This window comes from Burkholderia sp. A9 (genome assembly GCF_000801975.1).
The window spans coordinates 1-18,599 of record NZ_JSZN01000022.1; the positions used below are offsets into that span (position 1 = coordinate 1).

18 protein-coding genes and 1 pseudogene are annotated in these 18,599 nt (G+C 67.7%); 16 read left to right on the plus strand and 3 right to left on the minus strand.

What is annotated here, in order from left to right; all coding sequences use genetic code 11:
* From PI86_RS17115 to msrQ, 3 genes and pseudogenes are all read left to right on the plus strand, one after another.
* Nucleotides 1–137 (plus strand): annotated as a pseudogene (locus PI86_RS17115) (c-type cytochrome biogenesis protein CcsB); the annotation flags it as partial.
* 158 nt (nt 138–295) lie between these two features.
* Nucleotides 296–1,291 carry a protein-methionine-sulfoxide reductase catalytic subunit MsrP gene (msrP, locus tag PI86_RS11390; protein ID WP_039322292.1) on the plus strand — a complete coding sequence of 332 codons (996 nt, stop codon included), beginning with the start codon at nt 296–298 and terminating at the stop codon, nt 1,289–1,291.
* Between the two features lie 32 nt (nt 1,292–1,323).
* The gene (gene msrQ / locus PI86_RS11395) at nt 1,324–1,998 is read left to right on the plus strand and encodes a protein-methionine-sulfoxide reductase heme-binding subunit MsrQ (RefSeq protein ID WP_039322181.1); all 675 of its coding nucleotides are present in this window, start codon (nt 1,324–1,326) and stop codon (nt 1,996–1,998) included.
* Between the two features lie 82 nt (nt 1,999–2,080).
* Here the strand turns inward: msrQ and lptM are convergent, their stop codons facing one another.
* On the minus strand, nt 2,081–2,359 hold the full coding sequence (gene lptM / locus PI86_RS11400) for an LPS translocon maturation chaperone LptM (RefSeq protein ID WP_039322184.1): 279 nt from the start codon (nt 2,357–2,359) through the stop codon (nt 2,081–2,083).
* 36 nt (nt 2,360–2,395) lie between these two features.
* Between lptM and cyaY the strand changes: the two genes are divergently transcribed.
* The gene (gene cyaY, locus PI86_RS11405) at nt 2,396–2,722 is read left to right on the plus strand and encodes an iron donor protein CyaY (RefSeq protein WP_014898343.1); all 327 of its coding nucleotides are present in this window, start codon (nt 2,396–2,398) and stop codon (nt 2,720–2,722) included.
* Between the two features lie 117 nt (nt 2,723–2,839).
* Here cyaY and PI86_RS11410 read toward each other — a convergent pair whose 3' ends face one another.
* The gene (locus PI86_RS11410) at nt 2,840–5,227 is read right to left on the minus strand and encodes a penicillin-binding protein 1A (protein WP_152608099.1); all 2,388 of its coding nucleotides are present in this window, start codon (nt 5,225–5,227) and stop codon (nt 2,840–2,842) included.
* Between the two features lie 226 nt (nt 5,228–5,453).
* Here PI86_RS11410 and PI86_RS11415 point away from each other — a divergent pair, with 226 nt between their 5' ends.
* From PI86_RS11415 to ugpQ, 12 genes are all read left to right on the plus strand, one after another.
* Nucleotides 5,454–6,377, plus strand: a complete 924-nt coding sequence (locus tag PI86_RS11415) for a hypothetical protein (protein ID WP_039322189.1) — start codon at nt 5,454–5,456, stop codon at nt 6,375–6,377.
* A complete protein-coding gene (locus PI86_RS11420) occupies nt 6,374–7,009 on the plus strand; it encodes a hypothetical protein (RefSeq protein ID WP_039322192.1) in 636 nt (211 codons plus the stop codon). Before PI86_RS11415 ends, PI86_RS11420 begins: the two co-directional genes overlap by 4 nt.
* Nucleotides 7,006–7,875: a hypothetical protein gene (locus PI86_RS11425; RefSeq protein ID WP_039322203.1), complete on the plus strand. Its 870-nt coding sequence runs from the start codon at nt 7,006–7,008 to the stop codon at nt 7,873–7,875. The genes PI86_RS11420 and PI86_RS11425 overlap by 4 nt, the downstream gene beginning before the upstream one ends.
* Entirely contained in the window at nt 7,872–9,515 is a 1,644-nt protein-coding gene (locus tag PI86_RS11430) for a type IV pilus secretin PilQ (protein ID WP_039322207.1), read from the plus strand. Before PI86_RS11425 ends, PI86_RS11430 begins: the two co-directional genes overlap by 4 nt.
* A 40-nt stretch (nt 9,516–9,555) precedes the next feature.
* Nucleotides 9,556–10,110, plus strand: a complete 555-nt coding sequence (locus PI86_RS11435; protein ID WP_080599414.1) for a shikimate kinase — start codon at nt 9,556–9,558, stop codon at nt 10,108–10,110.
* Complete coding sequence (gene aroB / locus PI86_RS11440; protein WP_039322209.1) at nt 10,107–11,186, plus strand: 3-dehydroquinate synthase; 1,080 nt, start codon at nt 10,107–10,109, stop codon at nt 11,184–11,186. The genes PI86_RS11435 and aroB overlap by 4 nt, the downstream gene beginning before the upstream one ends.
* Before the next feature lie 41 nt (nt 11,187–11,227).
* Nucleotides 11,228–12,436 (plus strand): deoxyguanosinetriphosphate triphosphohydrolase, encoded by a 1,209-nt coding sequence (locus PI86_RS11445; RefSeq protein WP_014898335.1) that lies wholly within the window; start codon nt 11,228–11,230, stop codon nt 12,434–12,436.
* A 90-nt stretch (nt 12,437–12,526) separates the two neighbouring features.
* Nucleotides 12,527–13,861, plus strand: coding sequence for a sn-glycerol-3-phosphate ABC transporter substrate-binding protein UgpB (gene ugpB, locus PI86_RS11450; RefSeq protein ID WP_039322211.1), 1,335 nt, complete (start codon nt 12,527–12,529; stop codon nt 13,859–13,861).
* A gap of 97 nt (nt 13,862–13,958) precedes the next feature.
* Entirely contained in the window at nt 13,959–14,843 is an 885-nt protein-coding gene (ugpA, locus tag PI86_RS11455; RefSeq protein ID WP_039322212.1) for a sn-glycerol-3-phosphate ABC transporter permease UgpA, read from the plus strand.
* Entirely contained in the window at nt 14,840–15,685 is an 846-nt protein-coding gene (gene ugpE / locus PI86_RS11460) for a sn-glycerol-3-phosphate ABC transporter permease UgpE (RefSeq protein WP_039322213.1), read from the plus strand. Before ugpA ends, ugpE begins: the two co-directional genes overlap by 4 nt.
* 32 nt (nt 15,686–15,717) lie before the next feature.
* Nucleotides 15,718–16,803, plus strand: a complete 1,086-nt coding sequence (locus tag PI86_RS11465) for a sn-glycerol-3-phosphate import ATP-binding protein UgpC (RefSeq protein WP_039322214.1) — start codon at nt 15,718–15,720, stop codon at nt 16,801–16,803.
* A gap of 37 nt (nt 16,804–16,840) precedes the next feature.
* Nucleotides 16,841–17,605 carry a glycerophosphodiester phosphodiesterase gene (ugpQ, locus tag PI86_RS11470; protein WP_039322215.1) on the plus strand — a complete coding sequence of 255 codons (765 nt, stop codon included), beginning with the start codon at nt 16,841–16,843 and terminating at the stop codon, nt 17,603–17,605.
* A 165-nt stretch (nt 17,606–17,770) separates the two neighbouring features.
* On the opposite strand, the gene PI86_RS11475 is transcribed toward ugpQ, so the two are convergent.
* Entirely contained in the window at nt 17,771–18,502 is a 732-nt protein-coding gene (locus PI86_RS11475) for an OmpW/AlkL family protein (protein WP_039322218.1), read from the minus strand.
* Nucleotides 18,503–18,599 lie beyond the last annotated feature (97 nt).

An 18,599-nucleotide genomic window follows, 5' to 3' on the forward strand; every position in this document is an offset into this window, starting at 1 on the left:
TGCACATGCGCCTGATGAAGGGCCTGCGCGGCGCGGTTGCCGCGTGGTGGGCGCTCACTGGCCTGATCGTGACGACGTTCGCGTTCCTCGGCGTCAACATGTTCCTGTCCGGGCTGCACAGCTACGGCAAGCTGTAAGATTTCCGACGCTGGTCCGACAAAAGACCGCCGGCGCACTGCGTGCCCGGCGGTTTTCTTTTGTAACGGGCGGGCGGTCCGGGCGTCGAACGGCACATGATGGGCCGGGTCGAACGCTCATGATGCGTGCGCGCCGCGCACGCGGGAGGAGCAGCACGATGTGGATCAAACACCCTTTGCGCACCGTACTGACCGGCGGCGACATTGCGCAGAGCGAGATTACGCCCCGCGCGGTGTTCGAGAACCGGCGGCGCGTGTTGCAGGCGGCTGGTCTGGCGGCGGCGGGCGGGTTGCTCGGTGGCAGCGGTGCGGCGTTCGCCGTGTATGCGTCGCCCGACGCGCGGGCGGCGAAGCTCGCGGCGAAGTCCAATCCGACGTTCGTCGTGGCCGACAAGGTGACGCCGTTCAAGGACATCACGTCCTACAACAACTTCTATGAATTCGGCACTGACAAGGGCGACCCGGCGCAGAACGCGAGCACGCTGAGGCCGCGCCCGTGGCGCGTGAGCGTCGAGGGCGAGGTGCTGCACCCGAAGGTGTTCGATCTCGACGAGTTGCTGAAGCTCGCGCCGCTCGAGGAGCGCGTGTACCGGCTGCGCTGTGTCGAGGGATGGTCGATGGTGATCCCGTGGATCGGCGTACCGCTGTCCGAGCTGATCAAGCGTGTGCAGCCGACCGGCAACGCGAAATACGTGCAGTTCGTCACGCTGTCCGACCCGTCGCAGATGCCGGGCCTGTCGACGCCGGTGCTCGACTGGCCGTACTCGGAAGGGCTGCGGATGGACGAGGCGATGAATCCGCTGGCGCTGCTGACGATGGGCGTCTACGGCCAGGTGCTGCCGAACCAGAACGGCGCGCCGGTGCGGATCGTCGTGCCCTGGAAGTACGGCTTCAAGAGCGCGAAGTCGCTCGTGAAGATCCGCTTCGTCGACAAGCAGCCGAAGACGAGCTGGAACACGTATGCGTCAAATGAATACGGCTTTTATTCGAACGTAAATCCGAACGTCGATCACCCGCGCTGGAGCCAGGCGACCGAGCGCCGGATCGGCGAGGACGGCTTCTTCACGCCGAAGCGCAAGACGCTGATGTTCAACGGCTACGGCGACCTCGTCGCGTCGATGTATCAGGGCATGGACCTGAAGAAGAACTTCTGAGTGCGACGGTGAGAAACGACCAGCCTCCTTCGATGCTGACGCCGGGGCGTGCTGCCGGCCCGCGCACGGCCGCGGGCGCTGCGCGGGCCGGCGCGATGCGCACCGCCGCACCGCGCTGGCTTGCGCCGGCCAAGGTGCTGGTGTTCGCGGCCGGCCTTTGTCCGCTCGCGCGTCTCGTGCTGTTCGGGCTGACCGAGCGGCTCGGCGCGAATCCGATCGAATTCATCACGCGTTCGACGGGTCTGTGGACGCTGGTGATGCTGTGCGTCACGCTCGCCATCACGCCGCTGCGGCGCGTGACGGGCGTGCCCGCGTTGCTGCGCTTTCGCCGGATGATCGGCCTGTTCGCGTTCTTTTACGCGATGCTGCATTTCACGACGTATTTGTGGTTCGACAAGTGGTTCGACGTGCTCGCGATCCTGAAGGACGTCGGCAAGCGTCCTTTCATTACGGTCGGCTTTGTCGCGTTCGTGCTGCTGATTCCGCTGGCTGCGACCTCGCCGCGCGCGATGGTGCGCCGGCTCGGCCGTCACTGGGCCACGCTGCATCGTGCGATCTATGTGATTGCGTCGTTCGGCGTGCTGCATTTCTGGTGGATGAGGTCCGGCAAGCACGATCTCGCGCAGCCGAAGCTCTACGCGACGATCGTCGCGGTGCTGCTCGGCTGGCGGCTGCTTGCATGGGGATGGCAGCGCGTCCGTGCGTGACGATGCGGGCCTGGAAAAACGAAAGGCGATGACGGGAAGTCATCGCCTTGTGTCGCGAAACCGCGCGAGCGGTGGCGCGTGATTACTGCACGGCGGCCGGGCCTGATGCCGGCGTGGCGGCCTTCGATGCGCCGTTCGACAGCTCGGGCGACAGCGTGAGCGGCGTGCCGGACGAATCCGGAATGCTGTCGGACGACGCATTTTCATCCGTCGGCTTGACGTCCGACGGCGGCGCGTCCTGCTGGATGGGCTTCGCCGGCAATGGCGGCACGGTGGGGAGATAGAGCGGGCCGCGTTGACCGCAGCCGGCAACAATCGCCAAAGCCGCTACAATCGCGCTCATCCGGAAAACGACTCGCATGATCGTCCCTGAACAATTTAACCGATAGAGTTTAGCATGTCCGATACTGAATACCTGGGCCGTGCCGAGGCCGTGCTGGCGGCCGTCGAGCGTACCGTCGATGCCGCGAACGACGGCGATCACGACATCGATCTGGAGCGCAACGGCAGCGTGCTGACACTGACGTTCGAGAACGGCTCGAAGATCATCGTCAACCTGCAGCCGCCGATGAAGGAAGTGTGGATAGCCGCGAAGGCGGGCGGATTCCATTACCGTTTCGTGGACGGCGAATGGCGCGATACGCGCTCCGGGACCGAGTTCTTCGCGGCGCTCACCGAATACGCGACGCAGCAGGCCGGCCTGCCGATCACGTTCGGTGCGTAACGACCGGCGCTCGCCCGGCCGGGCGCCGATACGTCGGATCGGGCGCCGATACGTCGGATCAATGCCCAAAGAAAAAGCGCCCCGCGGGGCGCTTTTTTCATGCTCGGGCCGTTTGCGTCAGTGGCCGCGGAACAGGTTCATGATGTCCTGCTTCTCCTGCTCGTCGACGTGCGGCACCGGTTCGTCGGCGCTCTGCACCGCCGGCGCCTGCGGCACGCCGACCGTCGACACGAAGCCGTGCCCCGGCGTGAACTCGGTGAAGTACAGCTCGCTGCCGAGCGACTGGACGTCGTCCGGCATCGTCGGCTTGAACTCCGGCACGCCCTTCAGTGCCGCGCCCATGTATTCGATCCAGACCGGCAGCGACAGGCCGCCGCCCGTTTCGCGATCACCGAGGCTGCGCGGGTTGTCGTAGCCGATCCACGCGATCGCGGCGAGCGAGTGCTGGTAGCCGGCGAACCACGCGTCGTGCGAGTCGTTCGTCGTGCCGGTCTTGCCCGCGAGGTCGGTGCGCTTCAGCACGTTGGTGCGCGCGCCCGTGCCACGCTGCGCGACGCTCTGCAGCAGGCTGTTCATCACGTAAGCATTGCGCGCGTCGATCGCGCGCGGCGCGTTCTGCTCGGCGATGAGCGGCTGCGCGCGTACGACGACCGCACCGTTCGGATCGGTCACTTCCGCGATCAGGTACGGATTCACGCGGAAGCCGCCGTTCGCGAATACCGAGTATGCGCCGGCCATCTGCAGCGGCGTGACCTGGCCCGCGCCGAGTGCCATCGGCAGGTAGGCCGGATGGCGGTCGGCGTCGAAGCCGAAGCGCGTGATGTACTGCTGCGCGTACTTCGTGCCGATGTGGTTCAGGATCCGGATCGACACGAGGTTGCGCGAGCGCTGCAGCGCGGTGCGCATCGACATCGGACCTTCGAAGCCGCCGCCATAGTTCTTCGGCTCCCACGGCTGGCCGCCGGTTTCCGCGGCGCTGAAGTACAGCGGGCCGTCGTTGATCACCGTGGCCGGCCCGAGGCCCTTGTCGAGCGACGCCGAGTAGATGAACGGCTTGAACGACGAACCCGGTTGCCGCCACGCCTGCGTGACGTGGTTGAACTTGTTCTTGTTGTAGTCGAAGCCGCCGACGAGCGCGCGGATCGCGCCGTCCTGCGGGACGATCGAGATGAACGCGCCCTCGACCTGCGGCAACTGCGTGATCGACCACTTGCCGGCGTCGTTCTTCACGACACGGACGATCGCGCCCGGACGGATGCGGCGGTTCGGCTGCGCGCTGGCCGACAGCGCGCTGGACGCGAAGCGCAGGTTGTCGCCGTCGATCGTCGCGCTGCTGCCGTCGATGAAGGCGACCGTGATCTGGCGCGGCGTTGCCGTGGTGACGACGGCCGCGATCAGCTCGCCGTTGTCGGGATGCTCGAGCAGCGCGTCGTCGATTGCCTGCTCGCGGTCGTCGGCGCCGGCCGGCAGCTCGATGAAGCCTTCCGGCCCGCGATAGCCATGGCGGCGCTCGTAATCCATGATGCCCTTGCGCAGCGCGGTGTACGCAACCTGCTGGTCGGCCGAATCGATCGTCGTGACGACGTTGAAGCCGCGCGTGTAGGTTTCCTCGCGGTACTGCGCATACATCATCTGGCGGACCATTTCCGCGACGTACTCGGCGTGCACGCTGAACTCGCGGCCCGCGCCCTTGACGGCGAGCGGCTGCGCGACGGCCTGGTCGTACTGCTCGCGGGTGATGAAGTTCAGTTCCAGCATCCGCTCCAGGATGTATTCCTGGCGCACCTTCGCGCGCTTCGGATTGACGACCGGGTTATATGCGGACGGCGCCTTCGGCAGCCCGGCGAGCATCGCTGCCTCGGCGAGCGTGATGTCCTTCAGGTCCTTGCCGAAATAGACCCGCGCGGCGCTCGCGAAGCCGTATGCGCGCTGGCCGAGATAGATCTGATTCATGTAGACCTCGAGAATCTGATCCTTCGTCAGCGCACGCTCGATCCGGTACGCGAGCAGCATCTCGTAGATCTTGCGCGTGTAGGTCTTTTCGCTCGACAGGAAGAAGTTGCGCGCGACCTGCATCGTGATCGTGCTCGCGCCCTGCGACGCATGGCCGTTCGTCAGCGCGACGAAACCGGCGCGGGCGATCCCGGTGAGGTCGACGCCGCCGTGATCGTAGAAGCGGGCATCCTCGATCGCGAGGATTGCCTTCTTGAGCGAGTCCGGGACGTCCTTGAAATGGACGATGTCGCGGCGTTCTTCGCCGAATTCGCCGATCAGCACGTGATCCGACGTATAGATGCGCAGCGGTACCTTCGGACGATAGTCGGTCAGCGCGTCGAGCGACGGCATGTTCGGCCATGCGACGACGAGCGCGTAGCCGAGCACGAGGCCGCCGGCCACGACGAGAGCCACGCACATCGCGACGAGGCCGAGCAGGACTTTCTGCCACCAGGGCCGCTTTTTCGGCTCCGGGGCGGGAGGCGGGGACGTAGGAGACGTGGATTGCATAGGCATACCGGAAAACAGTCCCGCGATTATAGCTGCCCGGTATGACCGGCCCTGACGCGGGGGCGCCCGCCGGAACGCCGCGGGTTGCCCATGCCGCCAGCATACCGCCCGCGCGGCCGCCCGGCACGACGACTGGCCGTCCGGCTGACTGTCGGACCCGCGCGCCGCTTTGCAGAATCAGGTCTCGGAAGCGCGGCGTGGGCCGCGACGATCGCGGGAGGCCGGGATGGCAGGACGATGGGGTGCGCGGTTTGCGCCGGGCAGGCACCGTTCGACGGGAATCGACGTCGCGGCGGACGAGGTGAGGGTCGCGGTGCTGAGCCGGCGCGGCCGGGGCGCTGAGGTGCGGGTCGAAGGGCTTGAGCGGGAGCCGGTGGGATTGACGGGTGGGCCGGAGGACGCACGCTGGGCCGCGGTCGTGCGCGCGTTGGCGGCGGCCGTGGCACGGCTGTCGGCGGTGGGTGTGCGCTGCGATGTGCGCGGCGTGATGGCGCTGCGCGACGACGAGATGCGGACCGCGACGCTCGATCTGGCCGGGCGCGATGACGTCGCCGATGCCGCCCGGCAGGCGGCCGAACGTATCTCGGGGCTGGCGCCGGACAGTCTCGCGTTCGACTGGCGCCAGGACGGCGGCGCGCATGCGGGCGAGATCGCGGTCGCCGTGGCGCCGCAGGCGCTGCTCGAACGGCGCATCGACGTGGCCGCGCAGGCCGGCGTCGACCTGACGGCCGTCGACGGTGAGTCGTCCGCCGCGCTGCGCGCCTTGCGCTATGCCGCGCAGTTCGAACTCGACGCGCACGGCCCTTACGCCGCGTTCTGGTTCTGCGACACCGGCGTGCACGGGTGGCGGGTCGACGGCCCGGTCGCGGCGCCGGTGCTCGCGGTGTCCGGCGAGGTGCGGGCGGCGTTTTCCGACGCATTGCGCCAGTGCGTGTTCGAGCCAGTGCGCTGCGTGCTCGTGGCCGGTGACGAGCGGTGCATCGCCCGCTTCGGCACGTCGGTTGCCGATATCGGCGACGCGCTGGGCGCGGCCGCGGTGCCGTTCGACTGCGCCGGATGGGACGGGCTGCCGGTCGAAGCTGCCGGCACGCCGGGTGGTCCGGCATTCGCCGTCGCGGTCGGGCTGGCGCTGCGCGGGGTGTGGGAATGATGGTCGAACCGGGGTCCGATCGGGCTGCCGCCGGCCGTATCTCGCTCGGTGGCTTCAATCTGCTGCCGTACCGTGAGCGGCTGGCGCACGCGTTGCGCCGGCGCCGGGCCACGCAGTGCGGGGCAGCGATCCTGCTCGGCGTACTCGCGGCGGGCTTGTGGACGGGCGCGGCTGCAGGGTGGCGATGGCGCGTGGATGCCGAGCGCGCGAGCGTAGAGGCGCGGCTGCGGCAATGGCAGCCGCAGGTGGATGCGGCAAGGCGCGCGGCCGGCGCGGCCACCGACCGCGCGCAACGTGATGCACAGGCGGTCCTGCTTGCGGTGCCTTACCGGCGTGTCGTCGGACTGCTTGCGACGCTGGCACGGGTGCGCGACGACACCATCCGGCTCGACGCGTTGCGCACGACATCGTCAGGCGCCGTGCTCGACGCGCGGGCCACGAGTTACCGGGCCGCCGCGCGGTGGCTCGCCCGGCTCGCGGCCGAGCAGCGCGACTGGCGATTCGATATCGGTGCGCTGACCCCGGCTTCGGCCGCGCCGGCCGCTACCGCGGCGGTGCCGTTCCGGTTCTCCGTGCAGGTGCGCTGGCACGACGCGCTGCCGCGACAGACGGCAACCGGAGGCGGCGCATGACGGCGATCCTGCCGCGGTCCTTGCCGGGCGGCGTCGATTGGCTCGGCCGCGTGCGGCGCGTGTCGCCGGCCACGGCGCACGCGGTGGGCTGCGTGCTGGCATGCGCGTCCGTGATGGCGGGCGCCATTCATCTGGCCAATGCAGCCGACTGGAGCGGGCTCGCGCACAGCCGCGCGTTGCTGGCAGCCACCCGGGTGCGCGCCGCTGATGCCCAGCGGGTACTCGCGACCACCGCGCAGCGGCGTGACACTCGCCCGGCTGGCCGGCTCGACGCCGGCTCGCCGCGTGCACCGGCGTGGCCCGCGCTGATGCTCGCGCTGGCCGATCTGACTGCGTCGAGCGGGTTGCGGATCGTGTCGATCGAACCGCGGCGCGCGGACGACCCGGCGCCGGATGGTCGACGCACGGTGCGCATCGTCGCGGAAGGCAGTTTTCCTGCGCTGCTGCAGATGGTCGGCGGGCTGGCGAGTTTCCCTGCGCTGGCGGTGCCGTCGGTGTTGCACGTCGAGCGGAAATCGAGCGGGTCGAGGGTGGACATGTCGATCGACGTGTTCCCGGCGCTGTCGGCGGCCAGCGTGCCGGATGGAGCGGCGTCCGTGCTTGCCGGTGCGGCGGACGACGATCCGCTCGGCGGCGCGGGCTCGTCAACGGTGGCCGATGATCCGGCGCCGCGTCTGGCCGGCACGATTCGCGACGCGCGTGCGGGGCTCGCGCTGTTCGACGCCGGCGCCGGCGTGTTCGCAGCCGTTGCGCCGGGCGAAGCGCTCGGACCATCGAGGGTGGTGCGGGTCGATGCCGATGCGGTGACGCTTGCGACGGCCGATGGCGCGCGCCGGTTCGTCATCGCTGACGGAGGTCACCCATGACGAAGTCTGGATGGCGGGCGATTGCCGGCTGGGTCGGCTCGAGCGTGGTCGCGGCGCACGCGGCGTTGCCGCCGCTGCCCCCTCTGCCGCCGGCCGCATGGCCGATCGCATCGACGCAAGCGCCCGCCCGGGACACGCCGTTGCCGCAGGGCACGTTCGATGGCGCGGACGATGCCGCGCCGGCGCAGGCCGGTCCGCCGCCGTTCGATCAAGCCGCACGCGCAGCGCTTCAGGTCGGCACAAGCGCCGCGGCGCCGGTGCTGGAGGGGCCGCCGATCCCGTTGCCGCCGCCGACGCGCATGGGCGACGCCGCCGCACGGCACCCCGGCGATGCGGACGACGCGCAGCGGATCTCGCTGAACCTGCAAGGCGCGGGGCTCGCGGCCGCGTTCGATGCGCTCGCGCGATTCACGGGGCTCAACATCATCGTCGGCGAGCAGGTGCGCGGCACTGTGACGTTACGTCTGAACAATGTCCGCTGGCGCGATGCGTTCGACACGTTGCTCGACACGCACGGGCTCACGATGTCCCGGCGCGGCAACGTGATCTGGGTCACGCCGGCGGCCGAACTGGCGGCGCGGGAGCGCGAGCGCTTTGAGACGCATGCGCGCGCGGCCGAGCTGGAGCCGCTCGCGAGCCGGACCTTCACGCTGCATTACCCGCGCGCGCAGGACGTGCAGCGGCTGCTGGCCGGGGCGACCGGCCAGCGCCTGCTGTCGAAACGGGGCGCCGCTGCGGCCGAACCGCGCACGAACCTGCTGTTCGTCACCGATCTGGCGCCGCGCATCGCGCAGATTGCGGGCCTGATCGATGCGATCGACCGGCCGTCACGGCAAGTCCGGATCGAAGCGCGCATCGTCGAAGGCGAACAGGGCTTCTCGCGCAACCTCGGCGCACGCATCGCGCTGCGCGCGCAGGGGCGGCCGCCCGCTGCCGACGGCACGGCGTTCGCGACGGACACGCGCAACGCGCTCGACCTGGCCGCGCGGCCGCTCGGCGGCTTCGAGGCGGCGACGGCTGGTTTCACATTGTTCGCCGCGCCGCTCAGCCGCGTGCTCGACGTCGAACTGAGCGCACTCGAGGCGCAAGGGCGGGGCCAGATCGTGTCCAGCCCGCGCGTGGTGACGGCCGACCGCGTGAAGGCGATCGTCGAACAGGGTTCGGAGCTGCCGTACCAGGCGAAGGTGGGCAACGGCGTGAGCGGCGTGCAGTTCCGCCGCGCGACGCTAAAGCTGGAGGTCGAGCCGCAGATCACGCCCGACGGGCGCGTCGTGCTCGACCTGGACGTGAGGAAAGACAGCATCGGCGAGCCGACCGCGGCCGGCCCGGCGATTCATACGAAGCATGTGCAGACCCGCGTCGAGGTCGAGGACGGCGGAACGGTCGCGATTGGCGGGATTTACGAGCAGTTGAACCGGGACGATGTGACGCGGGTGCCGCTCTTGGGCAAAATACCGGTTCTGGGCACGCTTTTCCGGCACCGCGCGCGGCGCGACCAGCGGAGCGAACTGGTCGTCTTCATCACGCCGACGGTCGTCGGCGCGCGGTGCGAGACGGCCGGCGCGGGCGACGCGGATGCGGGAAAAACAGGGCCGGAAGCCGGCGGCGCAGGCTCGACAAGGCAGCCGCTTTGCCAGTAAGCTGCGCCACACACCAGCAAGATTCAAGCAGAGGAAGCCGTTGCAAGCGCGGGACCCACATGCAAACGTATTTTTCGTCGGCCTTATGGGAGCGGGTAAGACCACCGTGGGCCGTGCGGTCGCGCGCCGGCTCGACAGGACGTTCTTCGACTCCGACCACGAAATCGAGGCCCGCACGGGCGCGCGCATTCCGGTGATCTTCGAGATGGAGGGCGAGGCCGGATTTCGCGACCGCGAATCGCAGGTGATCGCCGATCTGACGCAGCGCGAGAACATCGTGCTCGCGACGGGTGGCGGCGCGGTGCTGCGGCCCGAAAATCGCGATTGCCTGAAAAGCAGCGGCATCGTCATCTATCTGCGCGCCAATCCGCACGATCTGTGGCTGCGCACCCGCAAGGACAAGAACCGCCCGCTGTTGCAGACCGAAGATCCGAAGGCGCGTCTCGAAGCGCTCTACGAAGTGCGCGACCCGCTGTACCGCGAATGCGCGGACTTCATCATCGAGACCGGTCGTCCGTCGGTCAACGGCCTCGTCAACATGGTGCTGATGCAACTCGAACTGGCAGGCGTCACCGCCAAGCCGCTACAAGCATGATTACCGTCAACGTCGATCTGGGCGACCGCGCCTATCCGATTCACATTGGTGCCGGCCTGATCGGCCGCACCGAGCTGTTCGCCCCTCACATCAACGGTTCGTCCGTCACGATCGTCACGAACACGACGGTCGATCCGCTCTATGGCGACGCGCTGCGCGCGGCGCTCGCGCCGCTCGGCAAGCGCGTATCGACGGTCGTGCTGCCGGACGGCGAGGCATTCAAGAACTGGGAAACGCTGAACCTGATCTTGGACGGGCTGCTGACCGAGCGTGCGGATCGCAAGACGACGCTCGTCGCACTCGGCGGCGGCGTGATCGGTGACATGACCGGCTTCGCCGCCGCATGCTACATGCGCGGCGTGCCGTTCATCCAGGTGCCGACGACGCTGCTGTCGCAGGTCGATTCGTCGGTCGGCGGCAAGACGGGCATCAACCACCCGCTCGGCAAGAACATGATCGGCGCGTTCTACCAGCCGCAGGCGGTGATCGCCGATATCGGCGCGCTGACGACGCTGCCCGATCGCGAGCTGGCGGCCGGCGTCGCCGAGGTCATCAAGACGGGCGCGATCGCCGATGCGGAATTCTTCGACTGGATCGAGGCGAACGTCGATGCGCTGAACCGGCGCGAGCCGGCCGTGCTCGCGCATGCAGTGAAGCGTTCGTGCGAGATCAAGGCGAGCGTGGTCGCGGCCGACGAACGCGAAGGCGGGCTGCGCGCGATCCTGAACTTCGGCCATACGTTCGGCCATGCGATCGAGGCCGGGCTCGGCTACGGCGAATGGCTGCACGGCGAAGCGGTCGGCTGCGGGATGGTGATGGCGGGCGACCTGTCGGTGCGGCTCGGCCTCCTCGACGAAGCGTCGCGGCAGCGCCTGGATGCGGTGATCGCCGCCGCGCACCTGCCGGTCCGCGGGCCGGCACTCGGCGACGCGCGCTACATGGACCTGATGCGCGTCGACAAGAAAGCCGAAGCCGGCGCGATCAAGTTCATCCTGCTGAAGCGATTCGGCGATACGCTGATCGCGCAGGCGCCCGACGAAGCCGTATTCGCAACACTGGCGCAGACGACCCGGTAACGGCGGCCCGGATGCCCCGGCGCCCCTGACATGGAGGAGACGTGAGCGAGACATCCAGCAGCAAACCGACCAAAGCCGGCCGCGCATCCGTCGCGACGCTGGCCGAGCCGCCGACGCTGGCGGCGCTGGAAGCTCATCTCGCTCCGTATGCCGCCCACGCGTCGCAGTCGCGCGGCCGCCGCCATCAGGAAACGCCGCCGGCGGCGCGCACCGAATTCCAGCGCGACCGCGACCGCATCGTTCATTCGACCGCATTCCGCCGGCTCGAATACAAGACGCAGGTCTTCGTCAATCACGAGGGCGACCTGTTCCGAACCCGCCTCACGCACAGCCTCGAAGTCGCGCAGATCGCGCGTTCGGTCGCACGCAACCTGCGGCTCAACGAGGATCTCGTCGAAGCGATCTCGCTCGCGCACGATCTTGGTCATACGCCGTTCGGCCATGCCGGACAGGACGCGCTGAACGCGTGCATGCGCGAACACGGCGGCTTCGAGCACAACCTGCAGAGCCTGGCCGTCGTCGACGAGCTCGAGGAGCACTACGGCGCGTTCAACGGCCTCAACCTGTGCTTCGAGACGCGCGAAGGCATCCTCAAGCACTGCTCGCGCGAGAACGCACGCAAGCTCGGCGCGCTCGGCGAGCGCTTCCTGCAGGGCCGCCAGCCATCGCTGGAGGCGCAGCTCGCGAACATCGCGGATGAAATCGCATACAACAACCATGATGTCGACGACGGCCTGCGCTCCGGCCTGATCACGATCGAGCAGCTCGCCGAAGTCGAGCTGTGGCAGCGCCACTACGAAGCGGCGCTCGCCGATTTCCCGCATCTCGAAGGCCGCCGCCTCGTGCACGAGACGGTGCGTCGCATCATCAACACGCTGATCGTCGACCTGATCGACGAGACCACGCGCAATCTCGTGCGCGTCGCGCCCGCGTCGCTCGACGACGTGCGCGCGGCGCCGCCGCTCGTGGCGCACAGCGAAGCGGTCGCCGCGCAGGCGGCCGCCCTCAAGCGTTTCCTGTTCAAGAACCTGTACCGCCACTACAAGGTGATGCGCATGGCGAGCAAGGCGCAGCGCGTGGTCACCGGGCTGTTCGACGCGTTCATCGACGATCCGAGGCTGCTGCCGCCGCCGTACCAGTCGGACGACGAAGCGCAGCAGCCGCGCCTCGTCGCGCACTACATCGCCGGCATGACCGACCGCTTCGCGTTGAAGGAATACCAGCGCCTGTTCGTCATCAGCGACAACTGACTGTCACAAACGATCACTAGACTTCGCCGGTTCAATGGCGATGGGAATGTTGCACACGCTGTTGGTAACGTTTTCATAGGAGAGAGGTCGATGATGAAGAAGCCTGCGGGGACAGTGGTTCGTTCGATCGCGCTCGGCGGCGCGCTGATGTTCGGTGTGCAGCATGCGGCGTTCGCCGTGACGGAAATCCAGTTCTGGCATGCGATGGAGTCGGCGCTCGGCGAACGGGTGAACGAGATCGCCGCGCAGTTCAATGCATCGCAGAGCGACTACAAGATCGTGCCGGTCTTCAAGGGCACCTACGACCAGGCGCTCGCAGCGGGCATCGCCGCCTATCGCAGCGGCAACGCGCCGGCGATCCTCCAGGTCTATGAAGTCGGCACTGCAACGATGATGCAGGCGAAGAAGGCCGTCGTACCCGTCTCCGACGTGTTCAAGCAGGCCGGCGTGCCGCTCGACGAAAAGGCATTCGTGCCGACCATCGCGAGCTACTACAGCGATGCGAAGACGGGCCATCTCGTGTCGATGCCGTTCAACAGCTCGACGCCGGTGCTGTACTACAACAAGGACGCCTTCAAGAAGGCCGGGCTCGATCCGAACCAGCCGCCGAAGACGTGGGCCGACGTGCAGGCCGACGCGGAGAAGCTGCGCAAGTCCGGGATGGCCTGCGGCTTCACGACCGGCTGGCAGGGCTGGATCCAGCTCGAGAACTACAGCGCGTGGCATGCCCTGCCGTTCGCGAGCCGCAACAACGGCTTCGACGGCACGGACGCGGCGCTCGAGTTCGACAAGCCGCAGCAGGTCGCGCACATCGCGTTCCTGCAGCAGATGCAGAAGGATGGCACGTTCACGTACGCGGGTCGCAAGGATGAAGCGTCGGCGAAGTTCTACAGCGGCGACTGCGGGATCATGACGACGTCGTCGGGCGCGCTCGCGAACGTGCAGAAGTTCGCGAAGTTCAGCTACGGCACCGGAATGATGCCGTACGACGCGAACGTGAAGGGTGCGCCGCAGAACGCGATCATCGGCGGCGCGAGCCTGTGGGTGCTGGCCGGCAAGGATCCGGCGACCTACAAGGGCGTCGCGAAATTCCTCGCGTTCCTGGCCTCGCCGCCGGTCGCCGCGAAGTGGCACCAGGAAACCGGCTACCTGCCGGTCACGACGGCCGCGTACGACCTCACGCGCCAGCAGGGCTTCTATGCGAAGAACCCGAGCGCGGAAACCGCGATCAAGCAGATGATGAACAAGCCGCCGCTGCCTTACACGAAGGGACTGCGCCTCGGCAACATGCCGCAGATCCGCACGGTGGTCGACGAAGAGCTGGAGCAGGTCTGGGCGCAGAAGAAGTCGCCGAAGGACGCGCTCGATTCGGCGGCGTCGCGCGGCGACGAACTGCTGCGCCGCTTCGAGAAGTCGGGCGGTTGAGCCCGCATCGCGTTCGTGCCGCCGGCCCCGTCGCGCATGCGCGCGCGCGGGCCGGCGGCGCGGCTTCCTTCCCGTTTTGCCTGACCGGATGCCCGCGATGCAATCCCGTTCCCGTTTTGGCGCGAGCCTGCTGCCGTACCTGCTGATCGCGCCGCAGCTCGCGATCACCGCCGTATTCTTCCTGTGGCCGGCCGGCGTCGCGCTGTGGCAGTCGACGCAGATGCAGGATGCGTTCGGCACGTCGAGCGAATTCGTCGGCTTCGCGAACTTCACGCGCCTGTTCGCCGACCCGCTGTATCTCGACTCGTTCCGCACGACGCTGGTGTTTAGCTCGCTCGTCACCGTCAGCGGGCTCGTCGTGTCGCTGCTGCTCGCCGCGTGCGCCGATCGCGTGATCCGCGGCGCGCGCGTGTACCGCACGCTGCTGATCTGGCCGTACGCGGTCGCGCCGACGATCGCGGCCGTGCTGTGGGCCTTCCTGTTCAACCCGAGCATCGGCCTGGTGACCTACGCGCTCGCGAAGGGCGGCATCGTCTGGAATCACGCGCTGAACGGCAGCCAGGCGATGTTCCTGGTCGTGCTCGCGTCGGTGTGGAAGCAGGTGAGCTACAACTTCCTGTTCTTCTATGCGGGCCTGCAGGCGATCCCGCGCTCGCTGATCGAGGCGGCGGCGATCGACGGCGCCGGACCGGTGCGGCGCTTCTTCAACATCGCGCTGCCGCTGCTGTCGCCGACGAGCTTCTTCCTGCTGGTCGTGAATCTCGTCTATGCGTTCTTCGACACGTTCCCGGTGATCGACGCGGCCACTGCCGGCGGCCCCGCGCAAAGCACGAAGACGCTGATCTACAAGATCTTCACGGAAGGCTTCCAGGGGCTCGACATCGGCAGCTCGGGCGCGCAGTCGGTCGTGCTGATGATCATTGTCGTCGGGCTCACGGTGATCCAGTTCCGCTTCGTCGAACGCAGGGTGCAATACGCATGATCGAAAATCGCAAGGGCTTCGACCTGTTCTGCCACGCGGTGTTGATCGCGGGCGTCGTGCTGATCGTGTTTCCGGTGTACGTCGCGTTCTGCGCGGCGACGATGAACGCGCAGGAAGTGTTCACGATCCCGCTGTCGCTGGTGCCGAGCACGCACCTGCTGGAGAACCTCGCGTACATCTGGGGGCACGGCAGCGGCGGCACGACGGCACCGTTCGGCCGGCTGCTCGTCAACAGCTTCGCGATGGCGCTCGGGATCGCGGTCGGCAAGATCGCGGTGTCGATCCTGTCCGCCTACGCGATCGTCTATTTCCGCTTCCCGTTCCGCAACACGGCGTTCTGGCTGATCTTCATCACGCTGATGCTGCCGGTCGAGGTGCGGATCTTCCCGACCGTGCAGGTCGTGTCGACGCTGCACCTGACGAACACCTACGCGGGGCTCACGCTGCCGCTGATCGCGTCGGCGACCGCGACGTTCCTGTTCCGCCAGTTCTTCATGACGCTGCCCGATGAGCTGATGGACGCCGCGCGCATCGACGGCGCGGGGCCGCTGCGCTTCTTCTGGGACGTCGTGTTGCCGCGGTCGAAGACGAGCATTGCGGCGCTGTTCGTGATCACGTTCATCTACGGCTGGAACCAGTATCTGTGGCCGATCCTGATCACGACGGAGGCGTCGCTGTCGACGGCGGTGGTGGGCATCAAGACGATGATCGCGAGCGGCGACGCCGCGACTGAATGGCAATACGTGATGGCGGCGACGCTGCTGGCGATGATCCCGCCGCTCGTCGTCGTGCTGGCGATGCAGCGCTGGTTCGTGCGCGGCCTCGTCGATTCCGAAAAATAGTCAACGGACGGCAACCGGGAGAAGGACCAAGTATGGCTGCGCTGAGCTTGAAGGGCGTCAGGAAATCCTACGACGGCAAGCAGCATGTGCTGCACGGCATCGACGTGGAGATCGCCGACGGCGAATTCATCGTGCTGGTCGGCCCGTCGGGCTGCGGCAAGTCGACGTTGCTGCGGATGATCGCGGGGCTCGAGACGGTGACGGACGGCGAGATCGCGATCGGCGACCGCGTGGTGAACGCGCTGGAGCCGAAGGATCGCGACATCGCGATGGTGTTCCAGAACTACGCGCTGTACCCGCACATGACGGTCGCGCAGAACATGGGCTACGGGCTGAAGATCCGCGGCATCGAGCGTGCGACGATCGACACGCGGGTGGCCGCGGCCGCGAAGATCCTCGAGCTGGAGCCGCTGCTCGCGCGGCGGCCGCGCGAACTGTCGGGCGGCCAGCGGCAACGCGTCGCGATGGGACGCGCGATCGTGCGCGAGCCGTCCGTCTTTCTGTTCGACGAGCCGCTGTCGAACCTCGATGCGAAGCTGCGCGTGCAGATGCGACTCGAGATCCAGCGGCTGCATGCGCGGCTCGCGACGACGAGCGTGTATGTGACGCACGACCAGATCGAGGCGATGACGCTCGCGCAGCGCGTGATCGTGATGAACCGCGGCTACGCGGAGCAGATCGGCGCGCCGGTCGACGTGTACGAGAAGCCGGCAACGGTGTTCGTCGCCGGCTTCATCGGCTCGCCGGCGATGAACCTGCTGCACGGCCGGCTGTCGGAGGATGGCGCGACGTTCACGGTCGCAGGTGGCGGCCCGGCGCTGCCGGTCGCCGGCGCGCCGGGCATCGGCAGCGCGATCGCCACCGGGCGCGACTGGGTGCTGGGCGTGCGGCCGGAGCACATGACGCCGCAGCCGGGCGTCGCGCAGGCGACGCTGCCGGTCGATTCGTGCGAGCTGCTCGGCGCGGATAATCTCGCGCATGGCCGCTGGGGCAATCATGACGTCGCGGTGCGCCTGCCGCACGCGGATCGCCCGGCGCGCGGCACGGCGCTGGGCGCCGCGCTGCCTGCGCACCGGCTGCATTTCTTCGATCCCGAGACCGGCAAGCGTGCCGGCTGACCCTGACGAACCTGCTGAACCCGCTGCGAGGCTCACGATGACTTCCCGTACCGACTGGCCCTATCCGCGCGTCGTCGCCCATCGTGGCGGCGGCACGCTTGCGCCGGAGAACACGCTTGCCGCGTTCGACGAGGGCGCGCGGCGCGGTCACCGGATGGTCGAGTTCGACGCGAAGCTGTCCGCCGACGACGTGACGTTCCTGCTGCACGACGACACGGTCGACCGTACGTCGAACGGCAGCGGGCCGGCAGCGGGCATGCGCTATGCGGCGCTGGCCGCGCTCGACGCGGGCGCGTGGTTCGACGCGCGCTTCGCCGGCGAACGCATGCCGACGTTCGAGGCGGCGGCGGCGCGGTGTATCGCACACGGACTGGCGGCGAACGTGGAGATCAAGCCGTGCCCGGGCCGCGAGCGCGACACGGGGCAGCGGGTTGCGACCGATGCGGCCGCGTACTGGCACGGCGCCGCCGTGCCGCCGTTGCTGTCGTCGTTCTCGTTCGACGCGCTGCAACAGGCGCGCGAGGCGGCGCCCGCGCTACCGCGCGGAATGCTGTACGAAGCGGTGCCGGACGACTGGCACGCGCAGGTCGTCGGCGCGCTCGGCTGCGTATCGTTGCACGCGAACCACAACGAACTCGACGAGCCGCTCGTGCGCGCGATCAGGGCGGCCGGGTTGCGCATCCTGGTCTATACGGTCAACGACCTGGCCCGGGCGCGCGAGCTCGTGCGCTGGGGTGTCGATGCGGTCTGCACGGACCGCATCGATCTCATCGGTCCGACGGCACTCGACGACATCGTGTAACGCCACGCATCGGGAAAAACCCTGCGAGGGAACGTGCCTGACGCGAAAAAACGACGCCCCGGCGGGATTCCGACCGGGGCGTTTTGCATCGCGCGCCCGTTACTCAAGGAAAAATCCGCTACAAATTGCAGCAGGATTAACCATTCCCCAAATATTCGACTACGCTTAGAAGCGGTAGCCGAGGTTCAGGTACGTGACGATCGGATTGAGCGAGATCTTTGCTTTCGACGTTTCGGTCAGGGTGCCGACCGGCGTCCGGCGGGCCGTCGTGAAGGTCGCGGTCACGCTGATCGGGATGTACGAGATCGACAGGCCGCCGAACCAGTGTTTCGTGAAGTTGTACGTGAAGCCGGCGTTGAACACGGGCGCCCACTGGTTGCTGGTCGTCGCGCTGGTCGGACCGCCGAGCACGCCGTTCTCGAAGCTGCCGTTCGTGATCTTTGCGCCGGTGAACCAGGTATACGTCGCGCCGACGCCGACATACGGACGGAACTTCGCGTTGGCGTCGTTGAAGTGGTAGCGAAGCAATACGGCGGGGCTCCATTGGTACGCACGGCCGAGTACGCCGAACTGTGAGAACTGACCCTTGCCGGTAATGTCGAACTTCGGCGGGATCCCCATGACGAGCTCGGTGGAGATGTGGTCGGTGACGAAGTAGCCCGCGGCGAGCCCAAGCGTGTCGGCGTCGTTGATGCCGGCGCCCGTGTTGGGAATCGACTGGTTGATGGGCGTGCCGCCTACGCCGTACACGAACAGCGGATCGCTGCTGTCCTGCGGCGCAAAGTGCAGCCAGCCGGTGCTGACGTAGAAATCACCTGCAGATTGTGCGTGTGCCGTACCGCCCGCAAATGCGAATGCGAGCGCTGCGGCCCCCGTAATGGCTAATTTTCGTTTCATTGTGTCTCCTCCGATCAAAGGCGTGCTCATTATGACGACTGCGTTTAAAACCAAACAAGCTCGCAAGTTAGAGCTTTCTCCCTAGGATTCGCACGAC